The sequence below is a fragment of the Enterococcus sp. DJ147D b genome, assembly GCF_058216655.1.
On sequence record NZ_CM177104.1, the window covers coordinates 2,182,482 to 2,207,726 of the forward strand.

A 25,245-nucleotide genomic window follows, 5' to 3' on the forward strand; every position below is an offset into this window, starting at 1 on the left:
ATAACCCATTTTTGCTAAGGTTTGCAGATTATTGCAAAAATTACTACTTTATTAGGCTCTCTAATTAAGTATTAAACCCCATTAACTTGGAAATGTATAGTGTATTTCTTTATCATTTTTATGTTCCTAACATGGTTAGTAATTTATGTATAATAAAAAAGGACTCTTCGTCAAATAGTGTTGGTGAGTTCATGTCCATCACTAGATACTTGACCTTATACCGTACATGGCGCGGATAGCGTAAAAAATGAGCCTTCAAATAGGTTTCCAAGATACTGATGAGTCGCTTAATATGACCGCCCATGCAGATAAAGCTCATTGCGTTACTACAAGATTTCATTGAGCGAAACTCGTCAAATGCAAAGAACTGACGATAAACAGTTAAAATTGGTCCTGAAGCTTTATACGCAGTCCCACATAATATGCATAACTGTCGTGTCAGAGACAAAATATTCTTGAGCAATATCCTTCTGGCTAATATTCTTTTTCAGATCTAGGGTGATCTTGAGTTGTAATTCGGTTGAAATAGGGCATTTTTCTCTAACAAATGCTGTTTGAGCGTTGAAGGTCGCTTCGCAGTCTTTACATAAAAAGGTGACCGTTTCAATTTTAATAAAGTCTTCTTTCCCTTGAAGGGGAGTAATTTTTTTTGTCTGGTGCGTCCCGTTTTTGATGATTTGCCCCTCATTCTTAACTTCACATTTTGTACAGGTCAAAGGTGTATAAGGTAGAACAAAATAGGAAGATCATTTTTCTGACGCTCTTCTAGCCAGTTTGTATCAAAAATAGTTTTTCATCTGTTAAACCTGTCAAAATTCTTGTAGAATAGTCCATAGAGATATCCCTTTCTTGGTGAGTGTGTTTTAATCAACTTCATTCTATCAATTTGGATATCCCTTTTTCTATACTTCGCATACAAAAAAGTGTTGGAAGAAAATCGAAGATTTTCCACCAACACTAAATATTATAGAACCTAAAAAGACTATAAGTACTGTTTTATCAATAATTATAGTCTCTGTTTGATGATTACCCTACTGACCCTTCCATCTCATAACTGATCAAACGGTTGAGTTCAACTGCGTATTCCATTGGAAGTTCTTTGGTGAATGGCTCAACAAAGCCCATCACGATCATTTCTGTCGCTTCTGATTCAGTCAAGCCACGGCTCATCAAATAGTAGAGCTGCTCTTCAGAAATTTTTGAGACTTTCGCTTCGTGTTCCAAAGAAACTTGGCTATTATGAATCTCATTGAATGGAATCGTATCTGATTTTGATAGTTCATCCATGATAATCGTGTCACATTCAATGTGGGAAATAGAACCTGCACTGTCTTTAGCAAAGGTTACTTGTCCACGATAATTGACTTCGCCACCGTCCTTTGAAATTGATTTTGAGACGATAGAGCTTGAAGTGTTTGGTGCATTGTGAATCATTTTAGCACCGGTATCTTGGATTTGGTTTGCACCAGCAAAAGCGATTGATAGCATTGTGCCTCGAGCACCTTTTCCGTCTAAGTAAACACTTGGGTATTTCATCGTTGTTTTCGCACCAAGGTTTCCGTCAATCCATTCAACTGTTGCGCCTTCGTAAGCTTTTGCCCGTTTCGTTACTAAGTTATAGACATTGTCAGACCAGTTTTGGATTGTTGTATAGCGACAATAAGCATCTTTTCTGGTATAAATTTCAACAATCGCCGCATGTAAACTATTACTTGAATAAGTTGGTGCTGTACAGCCTTCCACATAGTGAACACTAGCACCTTCATCAACAATAATTAATGTTCGTTCAAATTGTCCGGTATTTTCTGCATTGATTCGGAAGTAGGTCTGTAAAGGAACATCTACTCGAACACCTTTTGGTACATAGATGAACGTACCTCCTGACCAAACGGCAGAGTTCAGTGCAGCCAATTTGTTGTCAGTTGGTGGCACTAATTTAGCAAAATATTCCTTGAATAATTCTGGATATTCTTTCAACGCAGAGTCTGTGTCAGTAAAAATAATCCCTAATTTTTCAAATTCCTCTTTCATGTTGTGGTAAACCACTTCTGATTCGTATTGAGCTGACGCTCCCGCTAAATAAGCACGTTCGGCTTCAGGAATTCCGATTTTTTCAAAAGTTTCTTTGATTTTTTCTGGCACATCTTCCCAGTCACGCGCAGGTTTATCACTTGGTTTTTGATAATATTTGATGGCTTCAAAGTCAATATCAGACAAGTCGGGGCCCCAAGTTTGCATTGGCATTTTGTTAAATGTTTCTAATGACTTCAAACGAAAATCGAGCATCCACTCTGGTTCTTCTTTTATTCGTGACATTTCACGAATGACTTCTTCGGTCAGCCCTTCTCCGGTACTGAAAACAGGTTGCACATCATCGTGAAACCCAAATTTATATTCTTCTAATTCTGGTACGCCCATATTCTCACTCCTCTTCTTTATGGTAATGGTGGGCTGTCGCCGTGCCATTTTTGGTCACTGCTTGACTTAACGCTTTCCAAGCAAGTGTGGCACACTTGATTCTGGCTGGAAACTTCGCAACACCACTTAACATGGCTGCATCACCTAATTTTTCTTCATCAGTGACTTCGTTTCCTTGAACAAGTTGTAAAAATTCAACTGTTAAGTGTTGTGCTTCAGCAACGGTTTTACCAATTACGGCATCCGTCATCATTGAAGCACTGGCTGTACTGATTGAGCAGCCACTCCCATCAAATGCGATATTTTCAATCACACCATGTTTAACATCTACTTGTAATTCGATTACATCACCACAAGTTGGATTGTTTAGTTCAATTTTATTCGTTGATTCGGTCAAACTTCCACGGTGGTGTGGATGGGAAGAATGATCTAGAATCACTTGACGATAAAGATTGTCTAATTTAGATAGTCCCATGTTGGAAAAACTCCTTTGTTGCGAGAATTGCTTCAACTAATCGATCGGCGTCTTGCTTAGTATTGTAGAAATAAAAACTTGCTCGAGCTGTTGCAGGTACCTGTAAATAATTCAATAATGGTTGCGCGCAATGATGTCCTGCTCGAACTGCTACACCTTCCATGTCAAGAGCTGTTGCCACATCATGTGGATGTAAGTTTTCTAAATTAAACGCAATCACTCCGGTACGTATTTCTGGCTCTTGTGGGCCATAAATCGTCAATCCTTCAATTGCTTGAAGTTTAGGCAACACATAGGCTACAATTTCTTCTTCATAACGATGGATTTCTGCTAATCCAATCGTTTCCAAATAATCAATCGCATGTCCCAGTGCAATGGCGCCAGCAATGTTTGGTGTTCCGGCTTCAAATTTCCAAGGCAATTCTTTCCATGTGCTATCGTAAAGTTCAACGAAGTCAATCATTTCGCCACCGAACTCAACGGGTTCCATTTGTTCGAGCCAAGTTCTTTTGCCATATAAAACACCAATTCCAGTTGGGCCACACATTTTATGACCACTAAAAGCATAAAAATCACAATCAAGTTCTTGAACGTTGATTGGCATATGTGGTGCAGCTTGCGCCCCGTCAATCACAATTATGCCACCTTTTTCGTGAACCAATTCTGCTAATTCTTTCACTGGATTTTTGACGCCTAAAACATTGGAAACATGGGCGATTGCAAGAATTTTTGTTTTTGCTGTAATTTTTTCTTTGGCATCAGCCATATCCAGTAATCCTTCCGGTGTTAACTCGATATACTTTAAGGTTGCGCCTTTTCGTTTAGCTAACTGTTGCCATGGAATAATATTGGAGTGATGTTCCATATAAGAAAGAACGATTTCGTCTCCTTCATGAATGAACTCTCCAAAACTTCGTGCAACCCAATTCAAACTTGTCGTCGTCCCACGCGTGAATAGAACCTCTGCTGTTTCATTTGCATGGATAAACCGACGAACTTTTTCTCGAGCATCTTCGTATTCATGGGTCGCACGTTCAGCTAAAGTATGCACGCCACGATGCACATTTGCATTATCTTTTTCATAATATCTGGTTAGTGCATCTAACACTTGCTTTGGTTTTTGAGTCGTTGCAGCATTATCCAAATACACCAGAGCTTCATCATTCACTTCTTGAAATAAGATAGGAAAATCAGCGCGTAATTTTTCTGCATGAATCATGCATTCAACTTCCCTTCAATAACTTCAATCAATTCTTTTTGCACTTCTTCAACGGGGATAGCCGTTAATACCGAACCAAGGAACCCACGAATAACTAAGCGTTCAGCTTCTTCCTTGTGTAATCCACGGCTCATCAAATAATACATTTCTTCTGGATCGACACGACCAACACTCGCCGCATGGCCAGCAGTTACTTCGTTTTCGTCAATCAAAAGAATTGGATTGGCATCGCCTCGTGCTTTATCTGAAAGCATCAAGACACGACTTTCTTGCTGTGCATCTGCCCCTTTTGCGCCTTTTAATATGTGTCCGATTCCGTTGAATGTTAACACACCTCGCTCACGAATCACGCCATGTTGTAAAATATGACCAATCGTATGTGGTGCTTTATTCGTCACACGTGTATCAATTCCTTGCGTCTGTTTGCCGCCACTAATAGTCACGATCTTCACTTCAGAATGACCACCTTCGCCAACTAAATCAGAATCAAAGTCAGCAACAATATTGCCATCATTCATCACACCAATTGCCCAATCTACAGAAGCATCGCGTAAAATATGCCCACGGCGATTCATATAAGCTGTCACATTTTCACCTAACTGATCAACTGCGGAAAACTTCACTTTTGATCCAGCTTTCGCAATAACTTCTACCACGATGTTTCCAGAAACTTTTGCTAGTTGTTCGCCAGTTGTTTGGAAACGTTCAAGGTAAGAAAATTCACTATGTTCATCCGCAACAATCAAGATATGTTTAAAGAAATGTTGATCAATTGCACCATCTTGAATAAATAAGGATTCAATTGGTTCTTCAATCACAACATTTTTTGGTACATAAAGAAATAAACCGCTATTCATAAATGCTGCATGTAAGGCAGTTAACTGATCTTCATCCATATTGACAGCTTTTGTCATATAGTATTCTTGTACTAGTTCAGGATACTCTTGCATTGCAGTAAAAATGTCAGTGAAAATCACACCTTTTTCTGCTAATTCTGTCGATAATTGTTCAAAAACAGTCCAAGTTCCTTGTTGTACCAGTATTGGATTGTCTTTCATTGCATCAAACGCAGCAACATTCCCTGTATCTGTCACAACATCTGCCATTTGTTTGATCTCAAATAATGGCCAACGAGCAAATTTTACTCGTTCAATTTTTGGTAAAGTCAACTCATTTGCTTTTGCTAATGCTTGTTGACGAAGCTCTGTCATCCAAGCAGGCTCTCCTTTACTCAAAGAAAAGTCGTTGACCGCGTCAAGATAGCCGAGCCAGTTTTTCTCTTTCATTCCTGCTCCTCCTTACGCTTCTTCTTCTTTGTAGTCGATTCCTAATTCTTTACTAATTCCAGCATAGCCTTCTGCTTCCAAACGTTTTGCTAGATCAGCATTTCCAGTCATTACAACGCGACCTTCCATCATGATATGAACCACGTCAGGAGTAATATAGTTCAACAAACGTTGATAGTGCGTGATGATTAATGCTCCAAAGTTTTCACCGCGCATTTCATTCACACCTTTTGCTACTACTTTCAACGCATCAATGTCTAAGCCTGAGTCGATTTCATCTAAAATAGCAAATGTTGGTTCAAGCATCAGCAATTGTAAAATTTCATTACGTTTCTTTTCACCACCAGAAAAACCTTCATTCAGATAACGTTCAGCCATTTCTTCAGGCATATTTAATAAATCCATTTTTGCATCTAATTTTTTCAAGAAAGTCATAACAGACATCTTGTCATCTTCATCACGTTTTGCATTGATAGCTGCACGCATAAATTCTGCATTAGTGATTCCTGGAATCTCACTTGGATATTGCATTGCTAAAAATAACCCTAGTCGTGCACGTTCATCCACTTCTAAGTCTAAAATATTTTTCCCATCGAATAAGACTTCGCCTTCGGTTACTTCATAATTAGGGTTCCCCATGATGGCAGCAGATAAAGTTGATTTACCTGTTCCATTTGGTCCCATGATTGCGTGGATTTCGCCCGTTTTCATTACTAAATTAACGCCTTTAAGGATTTCTTTATCCTCGATAGATACATGTAAATTTTTTACTTCTAAGACAGACATGCCAGTTTCCCTCCAAATTCTCTTTCGTTCTCACCCATTTTAGACTAATTGAGAATGAAGCGCAATGATCTAACAAGCTGAAATTAGAATAACTTTCACTTATTCTAAAAAAAGCTTTATTTTTACATTGTAATTTGTATAAAAAGAAAGAGTCAGCGAACAAGTTTTTGTTTGCTGACTCTTTTATGAAATACCTGTAGTTGTGTGTAGTGAAGTTTGTCGTAGACTTTATTCTGGTTTTCTTCAAAATAATCTCAAGTTTCCCAAAAATATGAGTAGCTATTTTTGAAAAAATTCCTTATTTTCGGAGCTAAACGTTTTGCGCCACAACCTTTTTTCACGATTTTTTATTTTGCATCCGCTGAAACTGGCTTCACAGAACCACCCCATTTTTCAGTGATCCATTTTTGAACATCCTCACGATGTAATACTTCGATCAGAGCTTTAATCTTTTTGCTATCTTTATCTTTTGAACGTGTCGCAATGATATTTACGTAAGGCGAATTGTCTTTTTCTAATAGTACTGCATCTTCTAATGGATTCAAACCTGCACCATAAGCAAAGTTCGCATTGATGGCCACTAAGTCACCTTCACTGTTTTGGTAAGTCGACGCAAGTAAAGAAGGATCAATTGTATGATTGAATTTTAAATTTTTAGGATTTTCTGCAATGTCATCAAATGTCGCTGTTTCAAGATCCACACCATCTTTGACTTTCACTAAATCAGCATCTTGTAAGATTGTGATGATTCGTCCCCAGTCAGATTCTGAGTTTGAAGTAATGATTGTTGCACCATCTTTTAATTCAGAGATATCCTTGATTGATTGAGAGTACAAGCCCATTGGTTCAATGTGGATCGCACCTGCATTCGCAAAGTCATATCCTTTTTCTTTGATTTCTTTGTTTAAATAAGGAATATGTTGGAAATAGTTTGCATCAATGTCGCCTTCTTCAAGCGCTTGGTTCGGTAACACATAGTCATCGAACTTAACGATTTCAAGGTTGATGCCTTCTTCTTTCAATAATGGTTGTACGTGCTCAAGAATTTCTGCATGTGGTGTTGGTGATGCACCAACTTTTAATGTTGTTTCATCTGAGCTATCTTTTGCACTGTCCTTTCCGCTGTTCCCACAAGCTGCCAAACCTACTGTTAATAAAAGTGCTGCTGCTAATCCAAAAATTTTCTTTTTCATCCTAATATCCCCCTACTATTTATTCTTATCTTCTATCTGTTTTCTTCGTTAAGAAATCTCCAATTCCCTGAACAACGAATACAATAGCTAAAATAATCAATGTTGCAACAAATGTCACTGTCAAATTACCACGTTGGTAGCCCTCTTGCCAAGCCAAACCACCTAGTCCACCAGCACCAATCGCTCCTGCCATTGCGGTGAAACCAATCATTGAGATCGTCGTTACCGTTAATCCTGAAATCAACGCAGGTACACTTTCAGGAATCAACACTTTCCAAATGACTTCCCAATAACTTGCGCCCATTGCATCTGCGGCTTCAAGAACGCCCGGACTTACTTCACGAAAAGCAATTTCAACTAATCGTGCATAAAATGGTGCTGCAGATAAGACCAGTGCTGGAATCGCTGCCTGTGCGCCAAGCATTGTACCAACGATTGCTTTTGTAAATGGAATAATCAATACCATCAAGATCATAAATGGTGTGGAACGGAAAATATTACTAATAATCGAAACGATACCATATACGATACGTGCGTAAGGTTTCTTTTTTCTACCAATCGAATAAAGGACTAAACCTAAAACCAATCCGATAACTGTAACTAAAACCATCGAAATCAATGTCATGTATAAAGTATCAACAATTGCTTGTTTCATTGTATCTGCATTGATTTGGCTAAAATCTAAATATGTTTCTGAAAAGCTTTTATCCATGGTGAATCACCTCTACTTCTACGCCTTGTTCGGTAAAGAATACTTCTGCTTGATCTAATTCTTTTTCTACACCTGTCATCAAAATCGTTAGGGAACCAAACGAACCTTCTTTTGCTTGTTTGATTTTGCCATAAACAACATTGATATCCACGTTGTAACGACGAACTGCCTGAGATATCACTGGTTCATTCGCATTATTTTCGTCAAACGTTAGCGTAACTAGGCGACCATTGGGATTTTCCTTGATCAATTCAGCTAATAACTCAGTAGAGTCAGCTTCTGGTTCAATATCTTGTTGAACAAAACGTTTGGTTACTTCTTGTTTTGGATGACGGAAAACATTGAGAACTTCGCCTTCTTCAACTACTTTTCCAAGTTCCATTACAGCAACCTTATTACAAATCTTACGGATAACATTCATTTCATGTGTAATCAAAACAATTGTTAAGTTTAATTTTTTGTTGATTGCCAATAATAAGTCTAACACTTCTTCCGTTGTTTGTGGATCGAGTGCACTAGTAGCTTCATCACATAATAAAATTTCTGGGTCATTCGCCAATGCACGCGCGATACCAACCCTTTGCTTTTGACCACCAGATAGTTGTGCAGGATACGCATCTCCTCTACCTTCCAACCCAACAAGTCCCAATAATTCTTCCGCTCGTTGTCGACGTTGGGTTTTTGGTATACCTGCAAGTTCGAGCGGTAACTGGATATTTTCTAATACTGTACGTGACCATAAAAGATTGAAATGTTGGAAAATCATCCCGATTTTTTTACGAAAAGTACGTAACTCTTTATTTTTTAATTTTGTGATATCTTGATTATTTACAATTACCTCGCCACTGCTAGGTAGCTCAAGTCCATTCAACAAGCGGACTAATGTACTTTTCCCGGCGCCCGAGTACCCAACGATTCCATAAATATCTCCCTTTTCGATACTTAAAGACACATCGTTGACAGCATGAATTGCTCCGTTTTTCCCACCAAAAGTCTTTTCGACATTGGTCAATTGGATTAGTGCCATATTTTTCCCATCTTTCTTCTCAAAATTTTCTTGGATAAACAAAAAAGCTTCCGCCCATTTGCTCTATTAAGCAAAAGGACGAAAGCATAAACTTCCGTGTTACCACCTTGATTCGTTAATGCTTTGCAGCAATAACCTCTTTACAGTACTTGAATGATCAATCGTATACTGCCGTGCTATAACGGGCACTCCCGTAGTAAGTTCGCTTGCGCTCACTCACTCTGCTCTAAGACCATCTTCCATCCCATGTTCGTTACCCATTTTCAGCAAACAAGGCTCTCTTCAAACGTCTGTGAAATGTACTCTTCTTTTCAAAGCTTTCATGTAATTGCTTTTGATTATAGCAAGTAGAAATTCCAGTGTCAACAATTTTTAAAATGAACACAATGAAATGAACTGCGATTACAAACGATCAAAGTCTTGAGAATCAACCTCTTTAAAACTTAAGATCCAAGCATTCATCTCATCTTCATCATTTAAAATATTGATGTCAGCATCAATTTTTTCATTTACAGAAGAAATCGTTCCTGTAATTGGGCTGGCAATTTCACTAACCGCTTTTTCTGCTTCAACTTCAAGCAATGGTTCCCCTTTTTGATACGTCTTACCAACTTTTGGTAAATTGATAAAGGTCACTTGTCCCAATTCTTCTTGTGCCTCATTCGTTAACCCAATGCAGTATTCTTTTCCGTTAAATAAAATCCAAAGATTTTCAGTTTTCTTCAAATGTTTGCCTGCCATGTTAAACTAATGCTCCTTCATAAGTTTTTTCATTATAACCAACTGTTACTACTTGATCTTCTTTCACTAAGAGTGGACGTTTGATCAACATTCCATCAGTTGCAAGTAACTTGCTTGCTTCTTGAATCGAAAAACCATCGATTTTTGATTTCAAACCTAGTTCACGATATTTCATCCCGCTCGTATTGAATAAACGACGCATCGGTAAATCAGTATTTGTGAACCACGTTTCAATCGTTTGAGCTGTGGGTGTTTCTTGAATCATATCTACTGCTTGATAAACGATTTGATGTTCATCTAACCACGCTTTTGCTTTTTTGCAAGTCGAACATTTTGGATACCAATAAAATGTGTACAACCTTTTACCTCCTAGATGTTTTGTCAGGCACCTCATTTTGGAAACGCATAGACAGAATCAGACCAATCCCAATCATATTTCCTAGAATAGACGAACCACCTTGACTAATAAATGGTAGGGGAATCCCCGTTAGCGGTAATAAACCAATATTTGCGCCAATGTTTTCAAAAACATGGAACAACAACATCATGATTAAGCCACTAGCGATATACGCATAAAATTCATTATTTGTATCAAAACAAACGCGAATCATTCGATAAATCAAAATAAAATATAAAAAGATCACGAACGCACCGCCAATGAAGCCAAAGTTTTCACCAATCACCGTGAAGATCATATCTGACTCACGAACAGGCACATATACATCGCTAGTATTGAATCCTTTACCTAGTAAACCACCAGAACCAATGGCTAGTAATCCTTGGGCTGGTTGGTAACTCATCCCCGACGTATCATGGAAAGGATCTAACCAAGAATCGATTCGAGCAAATTGATAAGATTTAAAACCAACTTTGTATAATAAATCCCTTCCGCCTTCTGTTGTTACTAAGTAGATCAGTCCTGCACCAACAACTAAAGCAACCACTACGACAGGTATAACAATTTTCCAAGAAATCCCCGACATCAAGAAAATCCCACCGAAAATAGCCAAGAAAACTAACATCGTTCCAAAATCATCTTGTGCCATGACTAAAGCTAAAACAGGTAATGTTACAAGCAACATTTTAGCAATCAGCCATAAATCATTTTGAGTCGTTCGTTCTTTCAACTGACTATTGTGCTTGGTCACAATCAACGCCATCATCAAAATATACGCAATTTTCATCAATTCCGCTGGTTGAAAAGTGAAAGAACCAAAACTAAACCAGTTTTTTGATCCAGTTACTAACGCGAGCTGTTTATCATAAAATTTGAGTAACAACCCCATAACAACTAACCCCAGACCGTATAAATAGGGTGTTAACTTCCAAATCCACTTGGAATTCAGGTGCATAATAACAATAATTGCTACAGCTCCAACCATGTACCACACGGTCTGCATCACTACTCCCCGAAGAACAGATGGATTATTCGGATCATGACTAAGTGCTACGTATAAAGAAAGTAATCCAATTAAACATAAAAGGAACACTGGTAAAATGACACCATAGTCAATCCGATTATCATTTGACGCTCTTTTTTTCTTTTCCATGTTTCATCCCTTTTCTAAAAACCATACTGCTATTTATTATAGCGGTCTGATTCTATAATTGAAAGTCTCAGCGAATGAGATTTGGGAAAAAATTAACTTTCCCTTTTGCCCTGAAAAATTACTAACCACAATATCTTTGTCTAACTATTTTTATACTGTTCATTATAGATCAAAATTGCTTTTGCAATGTCTAATAAGCGCTCCGAAACTAAATTTGTTCGCTGAATCAGATAAAACTTACGTTGATAATCTAATGACGTTGAAGGCACATTTTCTGGTACCGCACGTTTTGAAAGAATCGAGCGACCGATACCTTCTTTCAATAATGCAGCAATCACTTCATTGCTTTTTACTAACATTTTTCTCCCATGAATATTCTTTTCTTCAAAATACCGTTGCGTATAATGAAACACTCCTGAAGTTGATTCTCTGACTAGCCAGAGATCACTCTCTGGATTCCCCGCCACAACTAATTCATCTGACATGAGTGAATTTCTTTGGACACCAGAAGTTTCGAGTGGTTTTTCGATAAAACCAAAATCCGCTTCATGTTTTGCTACTTGATTCAAAGCATCATGTGAATTAGCAAATGCAATCACAAAATTCACCTTGGGAAATTTTGGAATCAAATATTTCATCACTTTTGGCAATAAATAAACAGAAAAAGTATGTGAAGCAACAATTCGACAAATCTCTTCTTCATTCTGTTCATCTAATAATTGTTGTTTTGTTTCATCCCACTCTTCTAATAAAACTAACGTACGCTCATAGAGAAGATCTGCTTGTTTCGTTGGCATCATTTCTTTGCGCCCATTTCGTTGAAATAAGGTCACTCCTAGATCTCTTTCTAATTGTTTGACCTGACTTGAAACAGCTGGTTGTGACAAAAATAAAAGTTCTGCTGTTCGAGAAAAGTTTCGAGTTTCGTACGCGACCCGAAATGTAGCTAACAATTTAAACATACCCTCACTCCTATAACTTTTTATTATAGTAACTATAAAAACTATTTGATTTAAATATACAATAAAATCACTATAATAGGAAATGTAAAAACTTCAACATTTTTTACAGTAAACGTTCTTCTCAAAAAGGAGACACTTGATGACAACTTTCTATTCACCACGTAAAGGAACTTAAGGCATCTCTTTCTGACCCAGTTTTATAAAAGAGTACCATCCAACTCTCTATTTTATGTAGAATTCCTTTTTGAGAAGTCCTAGTTGGTTTTTGATCAATAAACGATAAATACAATAAAAGGAGAATATAAATGAAGAATTTTTTAAAAATCGTTCCTGTTCCTATTTGTGGATTGATTCTTGGTTTAGCTTCTTTAGGTAACTTATTCAAAGAGTATCATTTGGTTCCTTTAGGTAATTTGTTAGGTATCATTAGCATGGCATTGATGTTACTAATTTTAGGGAAGCTATTTCTATTGTTTGATCACACAAAGCAAAGTTTACATGATCCAATCATCGGTTCAGTTTCACCAACATTCACGATGGCACTTCTAGTGTTGTGTACATACTTTGTTTCTTTTCAAAGTATTGCACCCATCGTCAAACTGATTTGGTTGGCTGCTGTGATTTTTCAAGTTGTACTGGTCTTATACTTCACCTATCGCCATGTAGTGAAAGCTGATCTTTCCATTGAAGTGATTTACCCAAGTTGGTTCATTATTTATGTTGGTTTTGGCGTAATCACGGTTACAGCTGGAAACTTTTTCCCGCTTGTTGGAAAAATATTCTTCTGGTTATCACTTGCCTGCTATATATTCTTACTACCAATCATCCTTCGAAGAGTCTTTTTCGTAAAGAATATGGCACAACCGACGTTACCATTGATCACTATTGTTGCAGCTCCAGGTTCTCTATGCTTGACTGGTTATTTGAAAAATTTTGAGCACCCAAACCTTTACTTGGTACTTGCATTATTCTTAGTATCACAGATTTTGTATTTCATTGTGCTTTCTATGTTGCCACGCTTGTTGAAACTCCATTTCTATCCAAGCTACGCAGCTTTCACTTTCCCATTAGTCATTTCAGCAACAGCTTTGTTTTCTGCCGTACATTATTTGGAACTACACGGCTTACCTGTTGGTCTTTTAAATGTTTTAAAAGTGGTAGAATGTGCAATTGCAACAAGTATGGTCGTATATGTACTTGGCCATTACCTGCTCTTCTTACTAAAAGAGCATAGAAAACAAAAAAATTTCACTGTAAACGAATGGGTCTAGTTTTCTTTCATTTCTAGCTTTTTAACTTTTAACTTTTGTCTTTCTCAACTTTTGTTTTCAATTGTTGATTAAGGCAGAAGTATTTTTGCGTTTTTGTCAGAAATTTCAATTAATGCTACGATAATCAAGGTATTTTTTATTCAAGGATTATTTTATTTATGAAAGGAAACACATACGCATGAAATCTCAGCTCTTTTATTTAAAAATGATAAAAAAATTAGGAGGACGCAAGATTCTTCCAGGATTATTACTGGCTGTCTCAGTAGCCGCTGTTAGCAAGATTCTTGCTTTATTCTTACCTCAACTTGGTGCAGCAACTTTAGCCATATTATTAGGTATTTTACTAGGTAATACTTTTTTCAAGCAACCAAGTCTTGCAATAGGAACAAAATTTGCTGAAAGCAAATTACTAGAATGTTCTGTTTTCCTACTTGGTGCAACTGTTACTGCTCAAACAATTGCAAACATTGGAACAAAAGGTGTGGTGTTTGTCTTATTGCAAATGAGCGTTACAATCATTGGTGCTTACCTGATTGGAAGAAAGCTTCAGTTTAGTGAGACTTCTTCACTCTTGATGGCTGGCGGGAACGCCGTCTGTGGATCATCTGCAATTGCTTCGATCGCACCAGTGATCTATGCGGATGAAGAAGAAAAAGGACAGATCATCACACTGGTTAATCTTTTAGGAACTGTTATGATGTTAACCCTTCCGTTTCTGGGTTTACATTTGTTTGGTGACAACCTGATTGAAAAAAGTGCTCTTTTAGGTGGTACACTTCAATCTGTTGGACAAGTTGTTGCAGGTGCGAGTTTATTAGATGCATCAGTCGTTCAATTTGCTATGCTGTTTAAAATTTTACGTATCATGATGCTAGTTGTTGTTGTGTTTCTATTTGAAAAATTTATGCAGAAAAAAAATCCCAAAATTGCAACAGATCAAAAAAGAACAGGAACAAAACGAAAATTACCTTTGCCTTGGTACGTCTTGGGCTTCGTCCTTTTTTGTATCGTCAATAGCTTATTCAAACTTCCAGCAATTATTGGTCAATCTGCACACTTTATTAGCAATTGGTTCGAAATCACTGCTTTGGCAGCAATCGGATTACGTTTGGATTTTGCAAAATTCATGAAAGAAGGAACAAGATTTCTTTCTTACGGATTAGCTGTTGGTATCCTTCAAACCATCATGGCCTTGTTCTTTATCTGGCTGATCCAACTTTAAGATAAACAACACAGTAAACAGCATAAAAAACTTGAGATCATCCACTCATTTGTCAGTGGATGATCTCAAGCTTTTCTTTGCTTATAGGTTATTTTTAATGATTTTTGTGGTTTACTTTGACGCCTTCAAGTTCCAGTAAAACTTTTTTGATCTGCAATGCTTCCTCTTTTTTCCCCATGTATCCCGTTAGCTGACCATTTTGTCCAATCACTCGGTGACAAGGGACAATAATTGGTAGAGGGTTTACCCGATTCGCTTGTCCAATTGCTCGAACAGATTTAGGGTTCCCAATTGCTTGAGCGATTTCTTTGTAACTGCGGCTTTCCCCATAAGGAATAGCAATCAATGCTTGCCAAACATCTTGCTGGAAGGCTGTACCTGTTTGAATCGATAATGGAACTGTAAACGCTTCTCGCTTTTCAGCAAAATACTCTGAGAATTGTTCTTTTGCTAAATGTAAGATTTCCTGATTCGCATTTTCACTCTCTTCAATCGGAGTAAAACTAACTTTTGTTACTCCTTTTTCATCCGCGTCAAACCAAAGATTTCCAACAATGGTGTTCATCTTCATTATTTTCTTTGTGCCTACTCAACTGATTGATGGTAGGCTTTCCTCCTTAGAATTCTATGTAAAATGCATGCTTTAAACTATTTCAAAAGTTTGTTTCATCATCTACTATCTCAAGAAAAATTGCAACTCGTAATAGCTTTCTTCTTAACTTTTAGCAATTTCTTTAAATAAAAAATTTTTTTAATTTTGAATGAAATGCTACACTAGACATATCAATAATAAAAAGCTCTACTATCCAAACTATCAACTAACCTATTATTAGTTGTTGAGCAACAGAAAGGAACAAACAATGAAAGTCTCTATCGTCGTCCCCTGCTTTAACGAAGAAGCCGCAATTCCACTATTTTTCCAAGAGGTTGAAAAATATCGTGGCACTTATACTTTTGAATACTTATTTATTGATGATGGCTCCAAAGATCAGACCTTACCCGTCATCAAAGATTTAGCCGCTGCACATGATTCCGTGCGCTTCGTCTCATTTTCCAGAAATTTTGGAAAAGAAGCCGCATTATATGCCGGATTGCAAGCTGCAACAGGTGATTTAGTCACCGTCATGGATGTTGACTTGCAAGATCCACCTGAATTATTGCCAGAAATGATTGAACGAATCTTGACCTCTGATGTTGACTGCATCGGTACAAGACGTTCTACTCGAGAAGGCGAACCCGTGATCCGGAGCTTTTTTGCCAAAAAATTCTATCAATTGATCAATCGAATCAGCGATACTGAAATGGTGGATGGTGCACGGGATTTTCGTTTGATGACGCGTCAAATGGTCAATGCTGTTTTAGAATTAACGGAATACAACCGTTTTTCTAAGGGGCTATTTAGCTGGGTTGGTTTTAAAACAGAATATATTTCTTATGAAAATCGTGAACGTGTAGCTGGAGAAACTTCGTGGTCCTTTTGGAAATTGTTAAGTTATTCGATTGATGGTATTATCAATTTTTCTGACGCTCCTTTAACCTTAGCTGCATTAATTGGTGCACTTTCTTGTATTGGTTCTGGGATTGCAATTTTGTTCATCATTGTTCGTGCTCTTTTGTTCAGTGATCCCACATCTGGCTGGCCTTCGATGGTTTCTATCACCTTATTTATTGGTGGAGTCCAGTTGTTGTGTCTTGGTATTATTGGCAAATATATTGGAAAAATTTTCCATGAAACCAAACGTCGACCTATTTATATCGTTCGAGAAACAGAAAAGATGAAACCTCATCAACTTGATTCTCACTAAAAGATACGTCAATCAAGGTAAATTTTTTTTAAGAGACTAAGGCTAAAATAACCCTTAGTCTCTTTTGTGTTTTACAAAAAGACATAAAAAAACCATCTCACTGATACGAGATGGTTCAGAACTAAATTTTTTGTAATTGTTTATAGTTAATGATAACTACACCTTTGCTTTGGGTCATCAGGTTGGCATTTTCAGCAGTTTCATCAATCTCAACCACTGCAGAATTCTTAAGCTGCTTTGAAATCGTGCCAGTTTGTGGCTTTCCATGTACTGTAAAAGTGACGTGAGTGTCAATTGTAAATTTTTCACCCAATTCTGACGGGACGACATGTGTATCAAATTTTCCAAAAGTTGCCATTTCATAAAACCTGCCTTTCATTACAATTATAGCACATTTTATGAAAAAAATCATGAAATTGAGAAAATCTATGAATATCACTTTACATTAATTAAATTTGGGTTTATAATTTCTTTGGCTTTTGCCAGCTTAGCTCAGTAGGTAGAGCAACGCACTCGTAACGCGTAGGTCACAGGTTCGATCCCTGCAGCTGGCATAAAAAGGTTGTGGCGCCAAGCGGTCAGCTCCGAAAAAATAATGAGCAATTGACAAAAATTGCTTTTCATATTTTTGGATAGTTGTAAATTATTTTGAGGAGTTGCTTGGGGAACACCATGAATAGGGTTGTGACGCCAAGCGTTCAGCTTCAAGTAATAAAAAATTTTTTCTAGAAATAAAAAGCAGTTGACATAAAGAACTCAGTCCCTAACCAAACAATGTATGAGTCTTGGACATTCTCTTGTTCTAGGCTCCTTTTTATAGCAAAAATCATTTATTTCATATTCAAAAACCCTTTACAGTAAAAGGAAGTTTATCCATGATGAAAAATTATCAGTTTGAATCAAAAATTTATTGTTCTGAAGTTGGTAAAGGTGGTGCCTATGTCATTTTCCCCTACGATGTCCGTAAAGAATTTAATCAAGGACGTGTAAAAGTTCATGCTACTTTTGACGGTGAAGATTATCAAGGAAGTATTGTGAACATGGGCGTGAAAAATGAAGACGGTAGCATTTGCTATATCCTTGGCATCAAAAAAGAAATTCGAAAGAAAATCAAAAAAGAGATTGGCGATACTGTACATGTTTTCGTTCGCCCTCGTTAACTCTCTCGATCTCAAATAAAAAATGGACTCTCTTGGCAGCGAGAGTCCATTTTTTATTTGTAATGATTACCAAACGATTTGTGATTCGCCTGCTTTTATTCCATATGAACAGTTATACTTAGGCTGACCTTACCTTTGTATTCTTGATGAACTTCAATAACTGTACCGCTTGACTGCGCAGGAATGTCCATGGTCCATTGTTCCTTTTCGTCGACAGTTGTTCTTCCAATTTCAACATTGTCTACTTTCGCAATAACAGTCGCTCCTTTGAAGCCTGTTCCTTGTAAATTGGTAGCCGTTTTGTTTTGAACAGTAGGTGGCCACAAAAACCAAGGTGTATCGTCATTAACGAATGAACCGCCAATAATTTTCCCTACTTGGTTCGCCATAAAATTCGCTGAAAAGTCTTCATTTGAAGAAGAAATAAGTTCTTGTACTGCATTACTTCCAGTTCCAGTAAGTGAAAATTCGGCTTCCACTGGTTCAGCATAAATGTTATCCGGTGTTTGAAGAAGCGCTCGACCACGTGCCCAAGTTTTCAGTCCTTCCTTAGAACTAAGTTGGATAGTTGCTTTCCCACCATCACTGCCAAACACTGTTCCTAAACTTTGAAGATTATTATTTGCAATTTTAAAGTTAGCTCCTTCTTCAAAAACGATTTTACCATTACTCATAATTGTTCCTTGTGCTTTTGAACCAGTTGCTTCAAAGGTAGCCCCCTCTTTTACTGTAATATCAGTGTTACTTCCAACAATCCCTGTACTACCGCTTATTTTTGAGGTACTTCCTTGTGCGAAATAAGCAGAACTATCACTGCCAAAGCTAATCGCAGGACCGCCAAATCCATCAACTTCTAATGCTCCTTCATTGACCAATGCCAAATTTGAACTATTGTGTATTCCATGATGTGTACCTTGAACACTTAACGAAGCATTTTTCCCAATTGTAATAGTTGGATTTGTACCAACCATATCAACCCCATTTGTGACGGGATTCGGATAACCAACTCTTGAACTCATATTTGCCGTTGCATTCGGTAAAATAGTTAGTTTATTTCCTTGAAATGCCTCTTCTAAATTGGAAACACAGTTAAATTTACCTGCAACTTGTAATTCACCGTAAGGCAAATAAGTAAATTGATGCCCATTTTCAAAATCGACATTCTCCACGCTCAATATGACATTCGGTTGATCGCTCCAAAAGACCCCATAGTTATCCGTATTTTCAATTTTTAAATCTTTTAACGCTATCTGGGAATCTTCAGTAGTAACTTTTATTTGAAATAGATTTGCATTGATTTTATGATTATTGCCATAAATTGTTTTATTTTTAGCATTTGCTAAAATCGTTGCTTTTAGGTCCAAATCATTTTGTAAACTAATTTCTGTAATTGAACTATCAATCAAAGCAGCCTTTAATTGTTCAGGAGTAGAAACTTCGGCTAATCCCTTGTATACTTCGATATTATTTTGTGTATCTGCATTCGAAATCGTTTGTGCTAGACCAATACTTCCGTTTAGCATCATTGAACAAGCAAATACTGTCCCGGAAAAATAAATTGCTTTTTTTATCATTATTCTTTCCTCCAAAATTTTTTTATTAACGAAATATTTCGTTAATTTTGTAAGTCGTTATTTGCTCTTATTTCACCACTAAATAACCAATACCCTCTTTTTCTAATGGTGCAATCGTATGGCTACCAACGGTTGTTTCTGGAATTTCAGTAAAAATATGGGCATAGTTATCACGGACAGCACTTGCGACATTTAAGTCTTGTGTTTCGCTAAAGTCGCCTACTTCAAGTGTGATACTTAATTTATATTCTCCTGGTTCTAGCCCAGCTAGCACGGTATCTTCAACAATTGCTTGGTACCCATTAAAGACGCCGTTATTGTACCAATCATGGTTTGCACAGGCAAATGTTCCTACCTCTGTCCCATCGGCCGCTGTTAGATGAAGTGTCTTCTTCACAGCATCTTTATTCGTTAAGTCCAAACTACCATTATCGATTGATCCTTCTAAAATCAATCCATAATTTTGCCAGTAGCCTAGTTTGAAGAAATTGATTGTTTGATCTAAATGACTAACGATTTGCGAAACATACTCACTTTCCTTGCCATTAATTACTTGGTTCACGTCGATCTTAGTGCCTTCTGCTTGTGGTTCAATCGTGATTGTCCAACGACCGTCATCTCCAACAGTGCCTGTTCCAAGTAACACGCCATCTACATAGGCATTAATTGTTGCTCCTGGTGTCCCAATTCCGGTTAACTGTTTATCCTTGTCATTCACAACATTGAAAACAGGTGCGTCTACTTTTTCTTCATGCGTAACTACTTGTGAGACTTTGTCACTTTCTTTCCCATCGATTACTTGGTTCACATCAATTTTTGTACCTTCATTTTGTGGTTTCACTGTGATTGTCCACTTTCCTGTTGAATCTACTGTCCCCGTACCAATCAGCGTACCGTCTACATAGGCGTTCACTGTTGCTCCAGGTGTTCCTGTTCCCGTTAATTCTTTGTCTTGGTCAGTCACCGCATTGAAAACAGGAGCATCCACTTTCTCACCGACATAACTTCCACCTTGGATTTTGCTTGTTTTACCCGTGACATATGTAGCCGCAAAATCTGCATTACTTGATTGCATTTTCGTTTGTATCACACTTGATAAATAACCAGACAACGTAAAACTAGCCGTCGTTTTCTGATACTTTTTATCTGGTTGACTAGCTTCACTATTTCCCAAATTCCAAGTGTTGATCCCTGTGGACGAAGCAATAGTAACAGCTGCTGGAGTTGGGTAAGAACCCATAACCACTCCATTTTTATGATGATTTGTAATTGAGAAATTTGCGCCGTCTTCAAATACAATCTCCTCACCTGCAATCAACGTCCCTTGTGTCCCTTTACTTTCTGCGACAAAATCAGCACCTGTTCGTACAAAGATACTTCCTGCAGTAGCTTCAACTGCTTCTTCAATCGCGTCTCCACCCTTTGCCTTCGTGCTACTTCCTGTTTCAAAATTCATTTTGCTCTTTGAAGCTAAGTGAATTGCTTGATGTGAATCCGAAGTAACTTCTAAATTCCCTTGATTTGTCAATGTAAAATTGGTGCCACCATAAATACCAATTGAGCTAGAATGTGTCGTAAAGCTTGCACCTGTTCCAATTGTTAGTTTTGCTTGGTCATAACTCATTGATACTGGTGCCAAAAGAGTAGAATCATTTTCAAATGAAACTTCCGCATCCTTCGCTAGTTCTAGTTCTTTTCCTTGAAAAACTTCCTCTGTCTCCGAATGACTGCTAACTTTTCCGGCCATAATCAGTTTTCCATTTGGTAAGTAAATCATTTGCTTTCCGCTATGGACAATATTTTCATATGTAATTCGTACGTCTTGATCGTCACTCCACATCAAGCCATAGATATCTGTGTTGACGATCTTCGCATTGTCAATCGATCCGATTGAAGAATCTTTATCGAAGTATATTTGATGAGAGTTTGCATCAATCGTATGACCGTTTCCATGAATATGTTTTTCTATTCCCTGAATCGCTACAGTTGACTCTAATGTCAAATCAGTCGATAAGGTGATATCTGAAACGTACTCGTCACTTAACGCATCTTTTAGCTCCTGCCAGTTGGCGACTTCGACTTTCCAACCTCTTTCTTCCAATAGTGCACCGTCTGAGAATTCTTTTTCATTCCCTTGTATTACCTGCGCATTTACCGTACTAGATAACAGTAATGTCGATACCAATACACCTACTAACAAACCACTACGAATCTTCGTGTTTTTCAAAATAATACCTCCTGTTATTTTTATGTATAAAATAATTACAATAATATTATAACAACAGAAAAGTATTAGCGTCAACTTAGTTAAAAATAAAAATACAAGTTTTTTTATTTTTAATATAAGTTATTTTAAGTTCCCTTCATTCATTAGATATAATAAAAGATACCCTTTTCTCCATACGAGGAAGAAAAGGGTATCTTTTATTTGTTCACGAATTCGAACGTATCATTTTTCATTATTTTGTTCCGAATAAACGGTCACCAGCATCTCCTAAACCAGGAACGATGTAGCCTTGTTCATTTAGTTTTTCATCAAGAGCTGCTGTGTAGATGTCAATATCCGGGTGTGCTTCTTGTAAAGCTTTCACGCCTTCTGGTGCAGCAACAAGACAAACAAATTTAATGTTTGATGCGCCACGTGCTTTCAAAGCGTCAATAGCCATGATTGCTGAGCCACCAGTTGCTAACATTGGATCAACTACAAATAATTGACGTACGTCGATATCTTCAGGTAGTTTAACGAAATATTCGTGTGGTTCTAATGTTTCTTCATCACGATATAAACCAATATGGCCAACTTTAGCAGCAGGAATCAATTCTAAGATTCCATCAACCATTCCAATTCCTGCACGCAAGATTGGTACAATTGCTACTTTTTTACCTGACAATGTTTTTTGTGTTGATTCTGTAATTGGTGTTTCAATGACGATATCTTCTAGCGGCATATCACGTGATACTTCATACGCCATTAACATAGCGATTTCATCGACAACTTCACGGAAAACCTTTGTTCCGCAGTTTTTGTCTCGAATAATAGTCAGTTTGTGTTGAATTAATGGATGGTCGATCACTTGAAATTTGCCCATTTTTAGCTCTCCTTTGTTCTGTCGTTTCTTTTTTATTTTAAAACAAAATTCTCAGTTTAGCTAGTCCGAGTTGTCTTTTTCCTGAAGAAAATCATGGTGTAGTGCCATTTGTTTCAAACGAATCAGTTACATTTTCGAAGAAATCACTCCAATTTTATCAAAATCTTCATTCTTCTATTAGTTACTTGTTTTGCTCTACGCTAATTCATTGTTCAACTTTCACTTGGTCAAGAAATACTTAAAAAAAATTTCCTACAAAAAAAGGTAGGACAAAATTTTGTCCTACCTTTTTGTTTCGAATGAACAGTATTCCAAGACAACTTCTCGCTATAATTCACAACGACCTAATCATATAAAAAACTATTTATTTAGAATACAGCGGATATTTTTGCGTTAACTCACGAACACCTAGTTTCACTTCGTCTAACTGTGCATCGTCACCTTTTGATTGCAAGGCTTTCACAACAAGTTCAGCTACTTGAGCTGCATCTTCTTCTTTGAACCCACGTGTAGTGATTGCAGGTGTCCCAATTCGGATACCACTCGTTTTGAATGGACTCAATGTTTCAAATGGAATGGCGTTTTTATTTACTGTGATATTCACACTATCTAAAATCGCCTCTGCTTCTTTCCCATTAAGATCCATCTCACGAACATCAATCAGCAGTAAATGATTGTCAGTGGCACCAGAAATAACACGCGTACCTGTTGCTTGGTTGAACACTTTAACCATCGCTTTAGCATTCGCAACAACTTGTTCGCTATATTCTTTGAACTCTGGTGTCAGGGCTTCTTTAAAGGCAGCCGCTTTTCCGGCAATCACATGCTCCAATGGTCCACCTTGGATCCCTGGGAAGACAGCACTATTGATTTTTTTCGCTAGTTCTTCACTGTTTGTTAAAATCATTCCACCACGTGGACCGCGAAGTGTTTTATGTGTCGTTGTTGTTGTAATGTCTGCATACGGTACTGGACTCGGATGAATACCAGCAGCCACTAAACCAGCAATATGCGCCATATCAACCATTAATTTTGCACCGACTTCATCAGCAATTTCTCTAAATTTCGCAAAATCAATTTCTCTTCCATAAGCACTAGCACCTGCAACAATTAATTTTGGATGGTGTTTTCGTGCTAAAATTCGTACAACATTGTAGTCAATGACTTCTGTTGTTGGATCAACGCCGTAAGCCACAAAATGATACGTTTTCCCACTGAAATTCACTGGTGATCCATGTGTTAGATGTCCACCTGCAGAAAGATCCATGCCTAAAATCGTATCACCAGGTTCTACCAAGGCAAGGTATGCCGCAGTATTTGCTTGTGAACCAGAATGTGGTTGAACATTTGCAAATTTGGCACCAAATAATTCTTTGGCACGGTCAATTGCTAAATTTTCCACGATATCAACAAATTCACAGCCGCCATAGTAACGATGTCCAGGATATCCTTCAGCGTATTTGTTGGTTAAAATACTTCCTTGGGCTGCCATCACCGCTTCAGAAACAACATTCTCAGAAGCAATCAGTTCCAAATTATTTTCTTGTCGCTCTTTTTCACGTGCAATCGCATTCCATAGATCAGGGTCAAACGTTTTGTAGTCTACCACAAACAACAGCTCCTTTTAACTAGTATACTGCATTGTATCATACTAAAAATTCATCGTAAAAAGTATTAAACTAATTTTCAAAATAATTTTGAGCCGCTGCTTTTTTCAAACGATTCATGTAAGCGACACCTAGCCCTTCGTTAGGGAAAACTTGAACAAAAATCAAGTCCAATCCAAGCATTGGTTCATCTAAACCACGTAGACCCGCAAACAAACCTTTTGCCGCAGCCTCAACAGAATCATCATGAAACATGTACACAGCTGCCGTATCAAATCGTGTCTCTTCTGCAACTTTGGGACCAGCAATCACACCCACTCTGAGCCCTTTAGTTTTTGCCCAATTGATAGCATCTGCCCAATCTTGCGTATGAACCATCAAAACTTTTGTGTCAGGTGAATAATGTTTGTATTTCATTCCTGGTGATTTTGGTGTCTCAGATTCTTTCACCAGATGTTGATCCACAGAAACTTCTCCTACAACTTCTTCCAACTGTTCTTTTGTCACCGCGCCTGGTCGTAAAATCATTGGTGCTGCATCCGGGTTACTTAAATCGATCACGGTTGATTCTACGCCAATTCGAGTTGCTCCGTCTTCAATGATCCCAGTGATTTTTCCATGTAGATCGTGGTACACATGATCTGCTGTCGTCGGACTTGGCTTACCTGACGTGTTTGCACTAGGACCAACTAGAGGGACACCTGCTTGGCGAATAACCTCAAGTGTTTTTTTGTTATCTGGCATCCGAAAAGCAGCTGTGGATAAGCCACCAGTTACGACACTTGGTAACTTGTCCTTTTTGATTTCAAAAATCAGCGTCAAGGGTCCGGGCCAGAAATTTTCAACAATTTTAGCCGTTGCTGGATGAAAGTTATCCACATATTCTTTTACTTGGTCAAACGAAGCAACATGGATGATCAACGGATTATCTTGCGGTCGTCCTTTGACCGCAAATACCTTCGCAACCGAATCGGCTAAAAGTGCATTAGCACCTAATCCGTAGACCGTTTCTGTTGGAAAAGCTACCAGTGATCCGTCACGTAATGCTTGGGCCGCTTCTTTCAGTTCTGATTCATTATATCGTTTTGTTTCCACAGTCTATCCACATCCCTTTTTTTGAAAATCCTTGATTTTTTACGATTTATCCT

At 37.7% G+C, this 25,245-nt stretch carries 23 protein-coding genes, 1 tRNA gene and 1 other annotated feature; of the genes, 5 read left to right on the forward strand and 19 right to left on the reverse strand.

Annotated elements, in window-relative coordinates:
* Positions 1–1,026: 1,026 nt before the first annotated feature.
* The 12 genes from sufB to AC4BD1_RS10335 all read right to left on the reverse strand — a co-directional run bounded on the left by sufB (position 1,027) and on the right by AC4BD1_RS10335 (position 12,369).
* Positions 1,027–2,418, reverse strand: coding sequence for a Fe-S cluster assembly protein SufB (sufB, locus tag AC4BD1_RS10280; protein ID WP_206897550.1), 1,392 nt, complete (start codon positions 2,416–2,418; stop codon positions 1,027–1,029).
* 4 nt (positions 2,419–2,422) lie between these two features.
* Entirely contained in the window at positions 2,423–2,893 is a 471-nt protein-coding gene (sufU, locus tag AC4BD1_RS10285) for a Fe-S cluster assembly sulfur transfer protein SufU (RefSeq protein ID WP_490485580.1), read from the reverse strand.
* Positions 2,880–4,112, reverse strand: coding sequence for a cysteine desulfurase (locus AC4BD1_RS10290; RefSeq protein ID WP_490485581.1), 1,233 nt, complete (start codon positions 4,110–4,112; stop codon positions 2,880–2,882). The genes sufU and AC4BD1_RS10290 overlap by 14 nt, the downstream gene beginning before the upstream one ends.
* Positions 4,109–5,398 (reverse strand): Fe-S cluster assembly protein SufD, encoded by a 1,290-nt coding sequence (gene sufD / locus AC4BD1_RS10295; RefSeq protein ID WP_490485582.1) that lies wholly within the window; start codon positions 5,396–5,398, stop codon positions 4,109–4,111. The genes AC4BD1_RS10290 and sufD overlap by 4 nt, the downstream gene beginning before the upstream one ends.
* Positions 5,399–5,410: 12 nt before the next feature.
* On the reverse strand, positions 5,411–6,184 hold the full coding sequence (sufC, locus tag AC4BD1_RS10300) for a Fe-S cluster assembly ATPase SufC (RefSeq protein ID WP_206897554.1): 774 nt from the start codon (positions 6,182–6,184) through the stop codon (positions 5,411–5,413).
* A 347-nt stretch (positions 6,185–6,531) separates the two neighbouring features.
* Positions 6,532–7,377, reverse strand: coding sequence for a MetQ/NlpA family ABC transporter substrate-binding protein (locus tag AC4BD1_RS10305; RefSeq protein WP_206907348.1), 846 nt, complete (start codon positions 7,375–7,377; stop codon positions 6,532–6,534).
* Between the two features lie 25 nt (positions 7,378–7,402).
* A complete protein-coding gene (locus AC4BD1_RS10310) occupies positions 7,403–8,089 on the reverse strand; it encodes a methionine ABC transporter permease (RefSeq protein WP_206897556.1) in 687 nt (228 codons plus the stop codon).
* Positions 8,082–9,116 carry a methionine ABC transporter ATP-binding protein gene (locus tag AC4BD1_RS10315; RefSeq protein WP_206907349.1) on the reverse strand — a complete coding sequence of 345 codons (1,035 nt, stop codon included), beginning with the start codon at positions 9,114–9,116 and terminating at the stop codon, positions 8,082–8,084. Before AC4BD1_RS10315 ends, AC4BD1_RS10310 begins: the two co-directional genes overlap by 8 nt.
* 71 nt (positions 9,117–9,187) lie before the next feature.
* Positions 9,188–9,440: a binding site (T-box leader), on the reverse strand.
* A gap of 78 nt (positions 9,441–9,518) precedes the next feature.
* Positions 9,519–9,857, reverse strand: a complete 339-nt coding sequence (locus tag AC4BD1_RS10320; RefSeq protein WP_206907350.1) for a glycine cleavage system H family protein — start codon at positions 9,855–9,857, stop codon at positions 9,519–9,521.
* 1 nt (position 9,858) lies between these two features.
* Positions 9,859–10,215, reverse strand: coding sequence for an arsenate reductase family protein (locus AC4BD1_RS10325; protein WP_490485583.1), 357 nt, complete (start codon positions 10,213–10,215; stop codon positions 9,859–9,861).
* A 4-nt stretch (positions 10,216–10,219) separates the two neighbouring features.
* A complete protein-coding gene (locus tag AC4BD1_RS10330) occupies positions 10,220–11,407 on the reverse strand; it encodes an FtsW/RodA/SpoVE family cell cycle protein (RefSeq protein WP_206907353.1) in 1,188 nt (395 codons plus the stop codon).
* A gap of 140 nt (positions 11,408–11,547) precedes the next feature.
* Entirely contained in the window at positions 11,548–12,369 is an 822-nt protein-coding gene (locus AC4BD1_RS10335) for a LysR substrate-binding domain-containing protein (RefSeq protein WP_490466466.1), read from the reverse strand.
* Positions 12,370–12,674: 305 nt separating this feature from the next.
* Between AC4BD1_RS10335 and AC4BD1_RS10340 the strand changes: the two genes are divergently transcribed.
* Together AC4BD1_RS10340 and AC4BD1_RS10345 are read left to right on the forward strand one after the other, a co-directional pair.
* Positions 12,675–13,640 carry a TDT family transporter gene (locus AC4BD1_RS10340; protein ID WP_490466467.1) on the forward strand — a complete coding sequence of 322 codons (966 nt, stop codon included), beginning with the start codon at positions 12,675–12,677 and terminating at the stop codon, positions 13,638–13,640.
* Between the two features lie 178 nt (positions 13,641–13,818).
* Positions 13,819–14,862: a YeiH family protein gene (locus AC4BD1_RS10345; RefSeq protein ID WP_490466468.1), complete on the forward strand. Its 1,044-nt coding sequence runs from the start codon at positions 13,819–13,821 to the stop codon at positions 14,860–14,862.
* A gap of 94 nt (positions 14,863–14,956) precedes the next feature.
* Here AC4BD1_RS10345 and AC4BD1_RS10350 read toward each other — a convergent pair whose 3' ends face one another.
* The gene (locus AC4BD1_RS10350; protein ID WP_490485584.1) at positions 14,957–15,433 is read right to left on the reverse strand and encodes a methylated-DNA--[protein]-cysteine S-methyltransferase; all 477 of its coding nucleotides are present in this window, start codon (positions 15,431–15,433) and stop codon (positions 14,957–14,959) included.
* A gap of 289 nt (positions 15,434–15,722) precedes the next feature.
* On the opposite strand from AC4BD1_RS10350, the gene AC4BD1_RS10355 reads away from it, so the two are divergent.
* Complete coding sequence (locus AC4BD1_RS10355; protein WP_490485585.1) at positions 15,723–16,667, forward strand: glycosyltransferase family 2 protein; 945 nt, start codon at positions 15,723–15,725, stop codon at positions 16,665–16,667.
* Between the two features lie 121 nt (positions 16,668–16,788).
* On the opposite strand, the gene AC4BD1_RS10360 is transcribed toward AC4BD1_RS10355, so the two are convergent.
* A complete protein-coding gene (locus AC4BD1_RS10360) occupies positions 16,789–17,025 on the reverse strand; it encodes a hypothetical protein (protein ID WP_067482796.1) in 237 nt (78 codons plus the stop codon).
* A gap of 123 nt (positions 17,026–17,148) precedes the next feature.
* Here AC4BD1_RS10360 and AC4BD1_RS10365 point away from each other — a divergent pair.
* A tRNA-Thr gene (locus tag AC4BD1_RS10365) sits at positions 17,149–17,221 on the forward strand.
* Positions 17,222–17,545: 324 nt separating this feature from the next.
* On the forward strand, positions 17,546–17,827 hold the full coding sequence (locus AC4BD1_RS10370; protein ID WP_206911147.1) for a DUF1905 domain-containing protein: 282 nt from the start codon (positions 17,546–17,548) through the stop codon (positions 17,825–17,827).
* A gap of 95 nt (positions 17,828–17,922) precedes the next feature.
* Here AC4BD1_RS10370 and AC4BD1_RS10375 read toward each other — a convergent pair whose 3' ends face one another.
* The 5 genes from AC4BD1_RS10375 to AC4BD1_RS10395 form a co-directional block, all read right to left on the reverse strand.
* On the reverse strand, positions 17,923–19,401 hold the full coding sequence (locus AC4BD1_RS10375; RefSeq protein WP_490485586.1) for a pectate lyase-like adhesive domain-containing protein: 1,479 nt from the start codon (positions 19,399–19,401) through the stop codon (positions 17,923–17,925).
* Positions 19,402–19,468: 67 nt separating this feature from the next.
* Positions 19,469–21,628, reverse strand: coding sequence for an Ig-like domain-containing protein (locus AC4BD1_RS10380; RefSeq protein ID WP_490485587.1), 2,160 nt, complete (start codon positions 21,626–21,628; stop codon positions 19,469–19,471).
* A 232-nt stretch (positions 21,629–21,860) separates the two neighbouring features.
* Positions 21,861–22,490 carry a uracil phosphoribosyltransferase gene (upp, locus tag AC4BD1_RS10385; RefSeq protein WP_067482804.1) on the reverse strand — a complete coding sequence of 210 codons (630 nt, stop codon included), beginning with the start codon at positions 22,488–22,490 and terminating at the stop codon, positions 21,861–21,863.
* A 364-nt stretch (positions 22,491–22,854) separates the two neighbouring features.
* On the reverse strand, positions 22,855–24,099 hold the full coding sequence (gene glyA / locus AC4BD1_RS10390) for a serine hydroxymethyltransferase (RefSeq protein WP_490485588.1): 1,245 nt from the start codon (positions 24,097–24,099) through the stop codon (positions 22,855–22,857).
* A gap of 70 nt (positions 24,100–24,169) precedes the next feature.
* Positions 24,170–25,192 carry an L-threonylcarbamoyladenylate synthase gene (locus tag AC4BD1_RS10395; protein WP_206911142.1) on the reverse strand — a complete coding sequence of 341 codons (1,023 nt, stop codon included), beginning with the start codon at positions 25,190–25,192 and terminating at the stop codon, positions 24,170–24,172.
* Positions 25,193–25,245: the final 53 nt, after the last annotated feature.

What these genes read in the sequence shown, in the direction of transcription:
- sufB (WP_206897550.1), bottom strand. Translation starts at nt 2,418, where the DNA reads ATGGGCGTACCAGAATTAGAAGAATATAAATTTGGGTTTCACGATGAT.
- sufU (WP_490485580.1), bottom strand. Translation starts at nt 2,893, where the DNA reads ATGGGACTATCTAAATTAGACAATCTTTATCGTCAAGTGATTCTAGAT.
- AC4BD1_RS10290 (WP_490485581.1), bottom strand. Translation starts at nt 4,112, where the DNA reads ATGATTCATGCAGAAAAATTACGCGCTGATTTTCCTATCTTATTTCAA.
- sufD (WP_490485582.1), bottom strand. Translation starts at nt 5,398, where the DNA reads ATGAAAGAGAAAAACTGGCTCGGCTATCTTGACGCGGTCAACGACTTT.
- sufC (WP_206897554.1), bottom strand. Translation starts at nt 6,184, where the DNA reads ATGTCTGTCTTAGAAGTAAAAAATTTACATGTATCTATCGAGGATAAA.
- AC4BD1_RS10305 (WP_206907348.1), bottom strand. Translation starts at nt 7,377, where the DNA reads ATGAAAAAGAAAATTTTTGGATTAGCAGCAGCACTTTTATTAACAGTA.
- AC4BD1_RS10310 (WP_206897556.1), bottom strand. Translation starts at nt 8,089, where the DNA reads ATGGATAAAAGCTTTTCAGAAACATATTTAGATTTTAGCCAAATCAAT.
- AC4BD1_RS10315 (WP_206907349.1), bottom strand. Translation starts at nt 9,116, where the DNA reads ATGGCACTAATCCAATTGACCAATGTCGAAAAGACTTTTGGTGGGAAA.
- AC4BD1_RS10320 (WP_206907350.1), bottom strand. Translation starts at nt 9,857, where the DNA reads ATGGCAGGCAAACATTTGAAGAAAACTGAAAATCTTTGGATTTTATTT.
- AC4BD1_RS10330 (WP_206907353.1), bottom strand. Translation starts at nt 11,407, where the DNA reads ATGGAAAAGAAAAAAAGAGCGTCAAATGATAATCGGATTGACTATGGT.
- AC4BD1_RS10335 (WP_490466466.1), bottom strand. Translation starts at nt 12,369, where the DNA reads ATGTTTAAATTGTTAGCTACATTTCGGGTCGCGTACGAAACTCGAAAC.
- AC4BD1_RS10340 (WP_490466467.1), top strand. Translation starts at nt 12,675, where the DNA reads ATGAAGAATTTTTTAAAAATCGTTCCTGTTCCTATTTGTGGATTGATT.
- AC4BD1_RS10345 (WP_490466468.1), top strand. Translation starts at nt 13,819, where the DNA reads ATGAAATCTCAGCTCTTTTATTTAAAAATGATAAAAAAATTAGGAGGA.
- AC4BD1_RS10350 (WP_490485584.1), bottom strand. Translation starts at nt 15,433, where the DNA reads ATGAAGATGAACACCATTGTTGGAAATCTTTGGTTTGACGCGGATGAA.
- AC4BD1_RS10355 (WP_490485585.1), top strand. Translation starts at nt 15,723, where the DNA reads ATGAAAGTCTCTATCGTCGTCCCCTGCTTTAACGAAGAAGCCGCAATT.
- AC4BD1_RS10360 (WP_067482796.1), bottom strand. Translation starts at nt 17,025, where the DNA reads ATGGCAACTTTTGGAAAATTTGATACACATGTCGTCCCGTCAGAATTG.
- AC4BD1_RS10370 (WP_206911147.1), top strand. Translation starts at nt 17,546, where the DNA reads ATGAAAAATTATCAGTTTGAATCAAAAATTTATTGTTCTGAAGTTGGT.
- AC4BD1_RS10375 (WP_490485586.1), bottom strand. Translation starts at nt 19,401, where the DNA reads ATGATAAAAAAAGCAATTTATTTTTCCGGGACAGTATTTGCTTGTTCA.
- upp (WP_067482804.1), bottom strand. Translation starts at nt 22,490, where the DNA reads ATGGGCAAATTTCAAGTGATCGACCATCCATTAATTCAACACAAACTG.